12 protein-coding genes are annotated in these 12,121 nt (G+C 61.6%); 8 read left to right on the top strand and 4 right to left on the bottom strand.

All coding sequences use genetic code 11. The features are described 5' to 3' along the window. Nucleotides 1-83 precede the first annotated feature (83 nt). From OIS50_RS03540 to OIS50_RS03530, 3 genes are read right to left on the bottom strand one after another with little or no spacing between them, the layout of a single operon-like run. Nucleotides 84-995, bottom strand: a complete 912-nt coding sequence (locus tag OIS50_RS03540) for a hypothetical protein (RefSeq protein WP_264692950.1) — start codon at nucleotides 993-995, stop codon at nucleotides 84-86. Nucleotides 996-1,025: 30 nt separating this feature from the next. Further along, nucleotides 1,026-1,889: a hypothetical protein gene (locus OIS50_RS03535; protein ID WP_264692949.1), complete on the bottom strand. Its 864-nt coding sequence runs from the start codon at nucleotides 1,887-1,889 to the stop codon at nucleotides 1,026-1,028. Beyond that, complete coding sequence (locus tag OIS50_RS03530) at nucleotides 1,886-2,590, bottom strand: DUF2306 domain-containing protein (protein WP_264692948.1); 705 nt, start codon at nucleotides 2,588-2,590, stop codon at nucleotides 1,886-1,888. Before OIS50_RS03530 ends, OIS50_RS03535 begins: the two co-directional genes overlap by 4 nt. A gap of 326 nt (nucleotides 2,591-2,916) precedes the next feature. Here OIS50_RS03530 and OIS50_RS03525 point away from each other — a divergent pair, with 326 nt between their 5' ends. From OIS50_RS03525 to OIS50_RS03500, 6 genes are all read left to right on the top strand, one after another. Then, entirely contained in the window at nucleotides 2,917-3,213 is a 297-nt protein-coding gene (locus OIS50_RS03525; protein ID WP_264692947.1) for a hypothetical protein, read from the top strand. Beyond that, a complete protein-coding gene (locus OIS50_RS03520; protein ID WP_264692945.1) occupies nucleotides 3,203-4,174 on the top strand; it encodes an aspartate carbamoyltransferase catalytic subunit in 972 nt (323 codons plus the stop codon). Before OIS50_RS03525 ends, OIS50_RS03520 begins: the two co-directional genes overlap by 11 nt. Nucleotides 4,175-4,365: 191 nt before the next feature. Beyond that, on the top strand, nucleotides 4,366-5,685 hold the full coding sequence (locus tag OIS50_RS03515; protein WP_264692944.1) for a dihydroorotase: 1,320 nt from the start codon (nucleotides 4,366-4,368) through the stop codon (nucleotides 5,683-5,685). Nucleotides 5,686-5,756: 71 nt separating this feature from the next. Next, nucleotides 5,757-6,176 (top strand): immunity 50 family protein, encoded by a 420-nt coding sequence (locus tag OIS50_RS03510; protein WP_264692943.1) that lies wholly within the window; start codon nucleotides 5,757-5,759, stop codon nucleotides 6,174-6,176. Nucleotides 6,177-6,239: 63 nt separating this feature from the next. Continuing rightward, a complete protein-coding gene (gene purE / locus OIS50_RS03505; RefSeq protein ID WP_264692942.1) occupies nucleotides 6,240-6,752 on the top strand; it encodes a 5-(carboxyamino)imidazole ribonucleotide mutase in 513 nt (170 codons plus the stop codon). Then, a complete protein-coding gene (locus OIS50_RS03500; protein WP_264692941.1) occupies nucleotides 6,749-7,999 on the top strand; it encodes a 5-(carboxyamino)imidazole ribonucleotide synthase in 1,251 nt (416 codons plus the stop codon). Before purE ends, OIS50_RS03500 begins: the two co-directional genes overlap by 4 nt. Nucleotides 8,000-8,257: 258 nt before the next feature. Here the strand turns inward: OIS50_RS03500 and recQ are convergent, their stop codons facing one another. Beyond that, nucleotides 8,258-10,504, bottom strand: coding sequence for a DNA helicase RecQ (recQ, locus tag OIS50_RS03495; protein WP_264692940.1), 2,247 nt, complete (start codon nucleotides 10,502-10,504; stop codon nucleotides 8,258-8,260). A gap of 121 nt (nucleotides 10,505-10,625) precedes the next feature. Here recQ and OIS50_RS03490 point away from each other — a divergent pair, with 121 nt between their 5' ends. Both OIS50_RS03490 and OIS50_RS03485 read left to right on the top strand, forming a co-directional pair. After that, nucleotides 10,626-11,036 (top strand): DoxX family protein, encoded by a 411-nt coding sequence (locus OIS50_RS03490; protein WP_264692939.1) that lies wholly within the window; start codon nucleotides 10,626-10,628, stop codon nucleotides 11,034-11,036. A 26-nt stretch (nucleotides 11,037-11,062) separates the two neighbouring features. Continuing rightward, a complete protein-coding gene (locus tag OIS50_RS03485) occupies nucleotides 11,063-12,082 on the top strand; it encodes a hypothetical protein (RefSeq protein WP_264692938.1) in 1,020 nt (339 codons plus the stop codon). Nucleotides 12,083-12,121: the final 39 nt, after the last annotated feature.

The raw sequence follows: 12,121 nt of genomic DNA, 5'->3' as shown, positions 1-12,121 counted from the left end.
GGAATTGCTTTTACTAATTCAATTAGCCAAAAGTTTTTCTGTTTTTGCACTTCGCCGGTTTGCTTCCGCATGGCGGGTGCTATTTACCACCAAGGTGCTTTTTCGTAGTAAGTGCCCCAACCGCGGCTCTTGTACTCGGGGCTGATATTGTAGCCGCCAAAGCGGCGCTCAAAGTCAGTGCTTATGGTGGCGGCATGATCCAGAAAATGCAGGCCCCACCTTACGCCCCGCCGCGGGGTGCCCGCCGGCCCCACCCACTGGCCTTCGAAGAGCGTGCCGGCTCCCTTGGCCTGGGCTTGCCCAAACCGCGTGATAAACAGCGGGAAGCCAGGGTTGCTGATGGTGAAGTTGGCGGCAACCGTTCCGGCAATCTGCCCTGCGTTAGGTCCATCTTCTTTCAGGCTGAACGTGCCGGTAAGGCCGTGCCAAGGCAGCGGTACCTGCACCCCAATCTGGTCGGAAAAATGTCCTACTTCAGCCGGATCCTGGGGTTTGAACCCCCACAGTTGCGTCCAGCGGACGGTGCCCCGGAAGGTTTTGATTTCGGATTTGTAGCGCGATTTGCCCTGTACCTGCCATGTACCCGGCTGGCCATCTACCGGTTGTACTTTGGTAAAAATCACCTCGTAGCGGGTGTTTTCAGCATCGCCAAAGCCATTCATCACAGCATCCGCGTCGTCTTCGGCTGTGGGCAGCAACCCCGGCAGTTGCTTGTGCCGGGCCAAAAATGCTTGCAGGTTTGGCAGCTTCCAGGTTTCAATGGCCTTCGCCACTGGCAACTGGGGGCGCCGGTAGGTTTGCATAGTCCTTACCCAGCTGTCCGTTTCCGGGTCGCCCCAGCCATCCGAGTCATGGGCGGTGCTGCCGCTTTGCTGCTCTGCCTGCATTGCGGGGGCCGCGCTTGGCCTGGGCCGGGTGCCAGACTGCGCGTGGCACGTAAGCACGCCCAGCAGCAGGGCGCCGGCGGCCGCCACCGCGGCCCTTGGTATATACATTTTTTACTTAGCTGGTTTTGGGTGGCAAAGCTACAGCCTGGCCGTCGGGCTTGCGGCCTCCACCCACCACTCGTCGTTTTCCCAGTAGGTATCCCAGCCGAGCTTCACGTATTTGGGGTTGATCTGCACCTCGCGCATGCCTACGCTAAACTCTTCCAGAATTTCGTTGCCGATGGCCGTGAAATCCTGCCCCCACAAAATGGGCTTGCGGTTGCCGGTTTTGTTGCTCACCCACTCGCCCTCGAACAGCGTGCCCGCGTTGCGCGCCGCTAGGTCCTGGCCCGCGTCAACCAGCAACAGGCCCTCGTCGCCGTCGAGCTGAAAATCGAGCCCGAAGTTGCCGCGGTACACGCCCGCTCCTTTGGTTGTGGGGTCTTCGCGCAGCTCAAATTGCCCCACCACCGAGTACGCCGGGTTGCTTTCGCTGATGAGGATTTCGGGGTCGGCCCTGAGGTCGCGGATTTCGCTGATGGTAAGCGTACCCTCAAAAGGCGTAATAATTTTTTTGTATCGGCTTTTGCCGCGTACGCGCATCAGCCCCGGCCGCTGCTCATCGCGGTGCATCTCCAGAAACACCATCTCGATGCGGTAGCGCTCAGCGCCGAAAAAGCCGTTGTTGGGGTACGTCGCGGGGCCCTCGGGGGTGGCCGTGCACCACACCTTCGTCAGGTCGTACTTGCGCAGAAAATCCTGCATTTCGGGCGTGAGCGGGGCCACAGCTTGGGCAACAGCCGACGCCGGGGCGGCCATTTTGTTGCTCGTGGCTACCGCCTCCGCAGCCGGCGCCGGCTGCGCACGCTGGGCAGCGGCCACGGGGCGGCTGGCTTCGGGCTGGCGCTGGCAGGCACCCAGGCACAGGCCGACCACGGCCAGGAGGTACACATACTTTTTCATGCGGGTACGGCGGGCTGAGCTTTGAGAGAAGGTTTGGGTGCAGCAAAATCGCGCAACAGCCGCTGGGCCACGCCGGCTTGCACCAGCACTTCGGCCACCAGCAAATTGCCCGTCCAGGAGAGCCACGTTACGGTGAGGTAGGTTTCCAGGGGCTTGGTCCCCAAAAAGTAGTACATGAAGTAGCTTTCGAGGCGCAGGCTCATGGCGGCCAGGGTTACGGCAAAGGCGCGCACCATCCAAGCGGTGTGCGGCTGCCACTGGCGGCGGCGCGCCAGCCGGTAGGCCTGCCACGTGGCCAGCCACCACACCACGCACTGCATGGTAAAGCCAGCTTTGGCTACCAGGCCGCCGTTGGCATACTGGGCCAAAATCAGCCCCGAGGGCGCCGCCAGGGCCAGAATGATAATCACGTACACGGTGCCTAACCGGCGGTGCAGTGCCCGCCGATGCCGCATCAGGCGCGGGAAAAACTGCGGCAAACCGACCAGCAGGGCTACCAGGCTGGTGGTGATGTGCACGTAAAAACCAATCCGAAAAAGCAGGTTGCCGTTGGTTTCGGCCGATTTCGTAGTCAGGAACCCAATGCCCGGCTCCAGCCCCAGGTATGGCACCGTGAGCACCAGCATACGGCCCGCAAACAGCAGCACGACAAGGCCAGCCAGTACCTGCAGGGCGCGGAAAACGGGCGAAAACCTAGGCATGACGAACCGCAATTGCTTGATGCCACAAAGTAGCAATTTGCTAAGCGCCAGTGTTGCGAAATGCGAAAAAACAAAAAACGCGTCCGGTAGGCAGCCGGCGTTGTGCAAGCGTAGTTACGGTTTAGTGCTTGCAACCGCTGCCCCAACGTGCAGTGGCAAGCAATACGCCCTAGGTCGCCGCTGCTTGGCAAGCGGGGTTGCGGTTTGCCCTAGGTCATCGATGCCTTTTAAGAGCCGCCAGCCCGGGCGGGCAACAACGACGAGCGGAACAAAAAGATAACATTACGGAAATGTTACGGGTCGGAACAATGCCTTAGTTTTGCGTCGTGCTTCATCCAAAACATCAGTTGCTGAAGCGCGGGGCCCTGCTCGACCAGGCACCGCGAATGGACCGAAAGGTCTGCGCCGCCATCGGTTTTCCCGATTTCGCCTCCGGCATTTCCGTTGTTTTTTCTGGGTTTTGCCCCGCCACCGTTTCGGATTCCGAAACGGTTTTTTTATGCCCAGAGGGTTCGGCCGTAGCTGCTCTGCAGCCGGTTGCCTCGTTCTGGATAGCGGCCGATACGACCTCATTTGTGCGTTTTAGCTACACGAAACTTCCTCAACTTCGGTATGGCACGTAAAGACCTGCTCGACATCGCATCCCTGCACCGGGAGGAAATCGAATTCCTGCTCGATCAATCCACGTCCTTTAAGGAAGTATTCACCTGCTCGGTGAAAAAGGTGCCCGCCCTCGAGGGCAAGTCGGTGCTTATGCTGTTCTACGAGCCCAGCACCCGCACGCACACTTCCTTCGAAGTGGCAGCCAAGCGCCTTTCGGCCGAGGTCACGAACTTCAACGTGGCGCATTCCTCCGTTACCAAGGGCGAGTCGGTTCGCGAAACGGTGGAAACGCTCCAGGCCATGCGCACCGATTACATCGTGGTGCGCCACAGCCGCTCGGGCCTGCCCGGCATGATTGCGCGCCAAACCAAAGCATCGGTCATTAACGCCGGCGACGGGGCGCACGAGCACCCCACCCAGGCCCTGCTCGATGCCTTTACTATTAAGGAGAAATTTCCCGATCCTAGGGGCAAAAAGGTCCTGATTATTGGGGATATTTTACACTCCCGCGTGGCGCGCTCCACCAGCACCCTGCTGCAAAAGCTGGGCATCGAAGTCGCCTACCTAGGGCCGGGCTCGTTGGTGCCCACCTACGGCCCGGCCACCATCCGCCGCTTCACCGATTACCAGGCAGCCATGGCCTGGGCGCCCGATGTGGTGTACCTGCTCCGGGTGCAGATGGAGCGCCAGGACGTGCAGTTTTTCCCCAGCCTGCGCGAGTACCACCGCCTCTACGGCATCACCAACACCCGCCTGGAGGAAATCCGCCAGCGCGGACTGTACCTGATGCACCCCGGCCCCGTGAACCGCGGCGTGGAGCTGTGCGACGCCGTGATGGACTACGAGCGTTGCCTGATCAACAACCAGGTGGAGAACGGCATTGCCGTGCGCATGGCCGTGCTCGACTGGCTTACGCCGGGCGGCGAGGCCCCGAAGTCGGAGCCGGCCTTCGAACGGTCGTTTGCGCCGCTGGTTCGCTAAGGGCCAGCCGGCTACGTGGCGCGGAGTGGCACTCCGCGTGGCGCCGCAAAGCGCCAAACCAGGGCTGCGCAGTTTCGCATGGCGGCTGTCAGCCACCCGCGGAGCATCACTCCGCGCCACGTCGCCCTGCTCGGTCCGCCTCCGATAGCCTGCTCCTCCCACCCCATTTTCCGTTTACCGAAATTCACCCCATGCTGCTCCTGCAAAACGCCCGCATCGCCTCCGAACATTCGCCCGAGCTCCGCGAAGCCGACGTCCTGATTGCCGAAGGAAAAATTCAGGAAATTGGTAGCAACCTGGCGCCTCCCGCGAATGCCCGCGTTATCGACGCCCGCGGCCGCATTCTGATGCCGGCCATGTTTGATGCCCACGTGCATTTCCGAGCTCCGGGCTTCGAGAACAAGGAAACCATTACCACGGGCAGCGAGGCGGCCATCAACGGCGGCGTTACGGGCGTGGTCATGATGCCCAACACCCGCCCGGCCATCGACTCGGCGGCGGTAGTGGCCACCGTGCTCGAAAGCGCCGCGCGCAAGGCGCGCATTCCGGTGTATACCTCCGGCTGCGTCACCAAAAACCGCGAAGGCAAGGAGCTGGCCGAAATCGACGGCATGCGCCTGCACGGGGTGAAAATGCTGACCGACGACGGCGACACCACCGGCGACCCGGCGGTGCTGCTGCGGGCCATGCAGTACGCCACCGAGTTCGGGATGTTTTTCGCCAGCCACTGCGAGGTGCCGGAGCTGGCCGGCCCGCGCGCCCTCAACGAAGGCGTAATGAGCTACCGCCTCGGCATCAAAGGCTCGCCGGCCTGCGCCGAGGAAATCATCATCGACCGCGACATCCGGCTGGCCCGGGCGGCGGGCGCGCACATCCACATCCAGCACGTATCGAGCAAAATGGGCATGGAAACCATCCGCTGGTGGAAATCGCGCGGCGACGTGAAGGTGACGGCCGAAGTGGCCCCGCACCACCTGTTGTTCACCGACGAGCACATCGGCGACTACGACACGAACTACAAGATGAACCCGCCGCTGCGCACGCAGGCCGATTGCGACGCGCTGCTCGAAGGCCTCAAGGAAGGCGTATTCGACATTATTGCCACCGACCACGCCCCGCACACGCCCTTCGAGAAAGCCCAGGATTTCATTAGCGCGCCCAACGGCATTACCGGCCTCGAAACGGCCCTGGTGTCGCTGTACCACTACTTCGTGCGGCCTGAGAAATTCGGTTGGGATTTGGTAGTGAAGCGCTACTCCGCCGAGCCGCGCCGCCTGATGGGCCTGCCGGTACCCACCATCGAAGCGGGCCAACCAGCCGATTGCCTTTTGTTCGATACCGAAGCAGAAACGACCTTCACGAAAGAGTTCATGAAATCCAAGTCCCAGAACACACCCTTCATCAACCAAACGCTGCAAGGCCGGGTGGATATGGTAATTCTGGGTTCGGAAATTCTGCTGGAGCGCGAAGAGGCCGTTGAGTCTATTGAGAAAACAAATGTTATTGAGTAAAACAAGAACGTCATGCTGAGCTTGCCGAAGCATCTCTACCGCTTCGTTATTGCTTCGTTCAACCTGCTGATATGATGGAAAGCGAAATAAGAGCCATCCGCCGCATAATAAACAATGAAGTTGTTTTCCGGCATTTTGGTTATTGGCCGGATTTCCTTGACTCTGAAATTACCAAAGTGACTTTTGAAACTCATCCAACCGGGCGGTACTCAGTCACTTTTGTAATAGCAGCCTTTGAAATAACGAAGGAGAAAGATGAAAGTGGTTTCTACAATCACAGGCATACAAAACATTGTGATGTTGAACTTCAACTCATAGGCATTAAAGAATTGAAGTTTGATTCTTTCAGTTCTCAAAATGTCATTCTCGATTTAGAGTTCGGAGAGTGCAGAGGCAATATCGAGTGTGTAGTAAATGCTTCTACCGGATTAGAATTCGCAATAGTAGCTGAAGAGGCATTTGTGTTAAGCCTAACCCCAACGAAGCGGTAGAGATGCTTGGCTTGCGCCTTCCTCCGGTTTGACTTCGCGCAGCCTGACGCCCAAATAATTTCGATGAGTACTTCTTCTCCTTCTAATGCTCCTAAGCCCCTGGTGGGCGTGGTAATGGGCTCCAGCAGCGACTGGAGCACCATGCAGCACGCCGTGCAGATTCTCACGCAGTTTGGCGTGGCCCACGAAGCGCGCGTGGTGTCGGCCCACCGCATGCCCGACGACCTCTTTGCCTACGCCGAACAGGCCGGGCCGCGGGGCCTACGGGCCATCATTGCCGGGGCCGGGGGCGCCGCCCACTTGCCGGGCATGATGGCCGCCAAAACCACCGTGCCCGTGCTGGGCGTACCGGTGGCCAGCCGCCACCTGCAGGGCGTCGACTCGCTGCACAGCATCGTGCAAATGCCCAAGGGCGTGCCGGTGGCCACGTTTGCCATCGGCGACGCCGGGGCCGCCAACGCCGCCCTGTTCGCCGTGAGCATGCTGGCCCTGCACAACGCAGACCTGGCGGCCAAGCTGCAGGCGTTTCGCACGGAACAAACCGCGGCCGCCCGCGCCATGGAACTGCCCCTATGAGCGCCACTGCCGACGTTGCGACGATGACCCCGATTTTGCCGGGCAGCCTAGGTGCCAAGGGCCGAATGGCTACCCTGGGGGTAATGGGCGGCGGGCAGTTGGGCCGCATGTTTGTGCACGCCGCCCAACGCCTGGGTTACCTTACCGCCGTGCTCGACCCGGACGCGCAAAGCCCCGCCGGCCTGGTGAGCCACCACCACATCCGAACCGGTTACAACGACCCGGCCGGGCTGGCGCAGCTAACCAACCTTTGCCAAGCCATTACCACCGAGTTTGAGAACGTGCCCGCCCAGGCTCTGCAAACGCTGGCCCAAGCCCGCCCCGTGGCACCGGGCGCGGCGGTGGTGGGCATTGCCCAAAACCGCATCGAGGAAAAAGCCCACTTCGCGGCCTGCGCCGCTATTTCGGGGGTAAGCTGCGCGCCCTACGCCGCGATTGAAACGCCGGCCCAGCTGCAGGCCGTCCAGGATGAGCGGGCGGATCTGCTACCCGGTATCCTGAAAACCGCCCGCATGGGCTACGATGGCAAGGGTCAGGTGCGCGTAAGCACCGCCGCCGAGTTGGCGGCCGCCTGGGCGGAGCTGGGTAGCGTGGCCTGCGTGCTGGAAAAAATGCTGCCGCTCAGGGCCGAGTGCTCGGTGCTGGTGGCACGCGGCTGGGACGGGCAGGTCGTCAGCTTCGCGCCGCAGCGCAACGTTCACGTGGCGGGCATTTTGGCCGTGACCCACGCCTACGAGGGTGCTTTGCCCGACGCCCTGGCCGAGCGGGCCCGCGAAGCGTCAGTGGCCATTGCGCAGCACCTCGGTTACGTGGGGGTGCTGTGCGTCGAGTTTTTCGTGGTGGACGACGGCAGCGCGCACGGCGGCCTGGTGGTCAACGAAATGGCCCCGCGCCCGCACAACAGCGGCCACTACACCCTGGATGCCTGCGACGTGTCGCAGTTCGACCTGCAGGTTCGGGCCATGGCGGGCTTGCCCTTGCCCAGGCCGCGTCAGCATTCCCCGGCCATCATGCTCAACTTGCTAGGTGACGTGTGGTTTGATAGCAACGGCGAGCGGCGTGAGCCGGATTGGCAAGCCGTGCTGCGCCTGCCGGGCACGCACCTGAACCTGTACGGCAAATCGGAGGCGCGCCTAGGTCGCAAAATGGGCCATCTGACCATCACCGGGCCCGATGTAGCGAGTGTGCAAACCGTAGCGCGTCGTGCCGCGGAGTTGCTCGGCTTGCCGGGGCTCAACGGTATCTAAACGCGCTTGTTTGCTGCTGGGCCTGCTGCGGACAGCCCCGGTCGCTCGCTTCAGAATAGCTACCTGAAAGTGAAGCCTGAGCATACTGTTCTGCTCCCTACCTCCAAGGGCAACCCGACGACCTAGGGAAACAGGCCGAGGCCCCGCCAACCTAGGGTTGGCGGGGCCTCGGTGTGATGCAACCAAATTATTTAAGCTTTCCAGCCGTTGCCGTAACCCAAAGCCGCAGCTGCCGCTTCCGCTAACTTAAGCTGGCACCTAGGCTTCGGCGGGTTGCGAGGGTAGCTCGCCGCGCATGCGCTTGTCGTAAATCAGGGCGATGCGCAGCTGGAAGTAGTCGTACCGCTCGCGTAGGTGGTCGAACAAGTCGCGCAGGCGCAGCTCCGGCCCCAGTTCCTGCACGGCCATTTTGATTTGGGCGAAGTCGTCCATGGTCAGGAACTCCTCGGTGCGCAGCTGGTAGCCTTTTTCGTACAGCGTTTCGAGGTGCGACTTCACGGTGCTGGGCGAGAGGCCCCGCTGCTCTGCAACTTGCTCCACGCTGAGGCCCTGGCGGTGCAGCTTCCACGAATCGAGAAAGGTGCTGCCCGGTGCGGGGCGCTTTTTGGCAGCGGGCACTTCTTCGTCGCCTAGGTCGGGGAGGTCGTCGGGCGAGGGGGCACCGGCCTGTTCGTTGATGAGCTGGATGAACTGCTCGCCGTAGGTTTCGAACTTCTTCATGCCCACGCCCGAAATGGCCAACATGGCCGTGCGCGTGCGCGGCCGCTCAATGGCCATTTCCTGCAGCGTGGTATCCGAAAACACCACATACGGCGGCACGCCCTGCTGATCGGCAATGCGCTTGCGCAGCTGGCGCAGGCGGTCGAACAGGTCGTCGGTAACCGACACGAGGCGCGGTCCGGCGGCCGCGGCTTTGGCGGCGCGGCCCTTGGGGGCTTTTTCCGCTTTTTCGGCCAGCTGAAACTGCTTGAGCTGCTGCTTCCGCTCGCCCTTCAGCACCTGCCAACCCAGGTCGGTGAGCTTCAGGGCGTAGCCTTGCTCGTAGGCAATGTACAGCAGCCCGTCGTTGAGGAGCTGGTGCAGGTAACTCTGCCAGTCCAAAAACGAAAGGTTGGCGCCGGCCCCGAAGGTCTTGATCTGGTCGTAGCCGCGGCTGATAACCGCTTGGTTGCGGCGGCCCAGGAGCACGTCGGCAATAAGCGTGAGCGGGGCTTGCTCGCGGGTGCGCGCCACGGCCGAAAGGGCTTTCTGGGCCAGCTCGGTACCATCGAAGGTAACGGGCGGGTTGCGGCAGATGTCGCAGTTGCCGCAGTCTTTGTCGAGCACTTCGCCGAAGTACGCCAGCAAAATGCGGCGGCGGCACGAGGCGGCCTCGGCAAACTGCTGCATGCGCTCGAGCTTGGTGGTGTTCAGCTGGGCCAGGCGCGGGTCGGCGTCCTTGGTAATCATGTCGCGCAGCTGGGCCACGTCGGCGTAGCTGTAGAACAGCACGGCCTCGGCGGGGGCACCGTCGCGGCCGGCCCGGCCGATTTCCTGGTAGTAGCCCTCGATGTTTTTGGGCAGGTTGTAGTGAATAACCCAGCGCACGTTGCTCTTGTCGATGCCCATGCCGAAGGCCACCGTGGCGCAAATAATCTGCAGGTCGTCGCGCAGGAACTGCTCCTGCACCTCGGAGCGCGAACGGTCCGTCATGCCGGCGTGGTAGAAACCCGCCCGGAAGCCTTTCTCCTTCAGCTTACCGGCCAGGGTTTCGCACTGCTTGCGCGAGAGGCAATACACGATGCCCGGCTCGGTGGGCCGCTGCTTCACGTAGTTGATGATGCCGTTTACGCGGTCCTGGCCCGGGCGCACGTTCAGCGACAGGTTGGGCCTATCGAACGACGAAAGGAACACCTGCGGGTCGTTCAGGCGCAGTTGCTGCTGAATGTCGCGCTGCGTGAGGCGGTCGGCCGTGGCCGTAAGGGCAATGATGGGCGTATCGGGAAACTGCTCGCGCAGCACCCGCAGCTGGGTGTACTCGGGCCGGAAGTCGTGGCCCCACGACGAAATGCAGTGCGCTTCGTCGATGGCAAACATGCTTACCCGAATGCGCTTCAGAAACGACAAAAAGCCTTCCGACAGCAGCTTTTCGGGCGATACGTACAGCAGCTTAAGTGCGCCGGCGTGGCAGGCTTTGCCGATGCTGTTCTGCTCGGCTTGCCCAATGCTGCTGTTGATGCAGGCGGCCGTAATACCGTTGGCTTTCAGGGCCTCCACCTGGTCTTTCATCAGGGCAATCAGCGGCGACACCACCACGCACACGCCCTCCTGCACCATGGCCGGCACCTGAAAGCACACCGATTTGCCCCCGCCCGTGGGCATGAGCACAACGGTATCGCGCCCACCCAAGATGGACTTGATGATGTCCTGCTGCATGGGCCGGAACGAGTCGTAGCCGTAGTACTGCTTCAGTACGCGGCGCGCCGAATCGAGCGAAGGTGCGAGGGGTTCGGTAGCAAATAACATTCGGTAAAAATACGGCTGTTTGGCGGTAGTTCCAGGCTAATAAAACTATCAAAAAACTAAAAACGTGCGTAAGCAACAGGGTTTCTGCCACACCGGCCGAGCTGGTTTTTCCGCAACTTCCATGAGCCTACCTCCTACCTCCCGCCTCCAGCGCCTGGGCCTGCTGGGCTTATCGGCCCTGTTTGTTACTGCGGGCATCTTCCATTTTGCCAAACCCCGGCCTTTCGAGCGCATCGTGCCGCCGCAGCTGCCCGCCCCGGAGGCGCTGGTGGCCATCAGCGGCGCGGCCGAAATTGGGTTGGGTTTGCTGCTGCTGCCGCGGGCCACCAGGCGGTCGGCGGCCTGGGGGCTGGTGGCGCTGCTGGTGGCGGTGTTTCCGGCCAACATTTACATGGCCCGCCTGCCCGGCGGCGGCCTGGGCCTGCCGCAATGGATGCTGTGGGCGCGCCTGCCGCTGCAGGGCGTGCTGGTGGCCTGGGCCTGGTGGTACACACGCCCCCAGAAAGTTCTGGACCTAGGGGATAATCGGTAGCCTGGCAGGCTATATTATCTGCCGATATGCAGAAGCCCTTCTTTTTCGACCCAAACAAAAGCCGGCTGTTTTACCTGGTGCTCTTTGTGGTGCTTACCGTGGCGGGGGTGGTATTCGCGCGGAGCCTCGGGGTGGAGTATTCCATTATTGGCAGCGTGGCATCGTTTCTGGGCTTGTTTGTGGCTTTCCAGAGCTGGCTGGCAGCCGATGCGGCCTCGCGCAAAACCGACGAAACCTTGGTGCAGATGCACCAGATGGCCGACGAAACGCGCCGCCTGGTGGCCAGCAGCAACCAGGCTGAGGAGCAAATCAGGATGGCCGTAACCACCATTTCCGACTCTACGCGCGAGCTGTTCAAGGGCTTTACCAACATCCAGAAGGAAATCCGGGATTTTCTGGCTGAGTCGGCGGGGGCCGAGTTCCTGGGCGTGATGGTGCCCACGGCCTCCATCGGCACCTTTTATGCGAAATACCACGTGCCGCCGCTCAACCAGGGCGAAATGCGCGGCCTCACGGGCCAGATTCACGAACAGCTGCTGCTCCGCTCGCACGACACGCGCGAGTTTTACCTGGCCACCCTGGCCGTCGACGAAGCCCAGAAGCACTACCCGCCGCCTTCGTCGAATATGCTCTACTACCACTATATCCTAGGTCTGTGGATGCAGTTCCGGGGCAACGAGCCGCTTACCGAGGCCACCTGGCTGGAGCACGTAAACCTGCACCTCACCACGCTGCGGCAAATCCGGGAATCGTTTGAGCTGTTTGCTGAGCACGACGATCAGAAGCAGGCCAAAGTGCCGCCTTGCCTAACCTTGCTCACCTTGCCGCTGCAGCTTTTTTTGTGCGTCGATAGCAAGGCCGCTAACCCTTACCGGGCCATGGTCACGTTCCTAGGTCAGTACAACCTGGAGAGCGTAACGGAGCCCCGCGCCATGCGCACCACCGACCCCGAGCTCGTGCGCACGCTCATCAGCATGTTCGAATCGATAACGGACCTGACGGAGTACCCCGGCTACAAGCAACTGCGCCAAAAGTACCCGCTGTAAGCAAGCCGGGCGGCGCGGCCCCGCGCGCGGCTTTTTCTA

Source organism: Hymenobacter sp. YIM 151858-1 (genome assembly GCF_025979705.1).
GTDB lineage: Bacteria > Bacteroidota > Bacteroidia > Cytophagales > Hymenobacteraceae > Solirubrum.
Note: the sequence above shows the minus strand (reverse complement) of the source record. Positions and strands in the feature narration are given on the sequence as shown.

Coding starts and splice junctions, on each gene's coding strand:
- OIS50_RS03540 (WP_264692950.1), bottom strand. CDS start 995: ATGTATATACCAAGGGCCGCGGTGGCGGCCGCCGGCGCCCTGCTGCTG.
- OIS50_RS03535 (WP_264692949.1), bottom strand. CDS start 1,889: ATGAAAAAGTATGTGTACCTCCTGGCCGTGGTCGGCCTGTGCCTGGGT.
- OIS50_RS03530 (WP_264692948.1), bottom strand. CDS start 2,590: ATGCCTAGGTTTTCGCCCGTTTTCCGCGCCCTGCAGGTACTGGCTGGC.
- OIS50_RS03520 (WP_264692945.1), top strand. CDS start 3,203: ATGGCACGTAAAGACCTGCTCGACATCGCATCCCTGCACCGGGAGGAA.
- OIS50_RS03515 (WP_264692944.1), top strand. CDS start 4,366: ATGCTGCTCCTGCAAAACGCCCGCATCGCCTCCGAACATTCGCCCGAG.
- OIS50_RS03510 (WP_264692943.1), top strand. CDS start 5,757: ATGATGGAAAGCGAAATAAGAGCCATCCGCCGCATAATAAACAATGAA.
- purE (WP_264692942.1), top strand. CDS start 6,240: ATGAGTACTTCTTCTCCTTCTAATGCTCCTAAGCCCCTGGTGGGCGTG.
- OIS50_RS03500 (WP_264692941.1), top strand. CDS start 6,749: ATGAGCGCCACTGCCGACGTTGCGACGATGACCCCGATTTTGCCGGGC.
- recQ (WP_264692940.1), bottom strand. CDS start 10,504: ATGTTATTTGCTACCGAACCCCTCGCACCTTCGCTCGATTCGGCGCGC.
- OIS50_RS03490 (WP_264692939.1), top strand. CDS start 10,626: ATGAGCCTACCTCCTACCTCCCGCCTCCAGCGCCTGGGCCTGCTGGGC.
- OIS50_RS03485 (WP_264692938.1), top strand. CDS start 11,063: ATGCAGAAGCCCTTCTTTTTCGACCCAAACAAAAGCCGGCTGTTTTAC.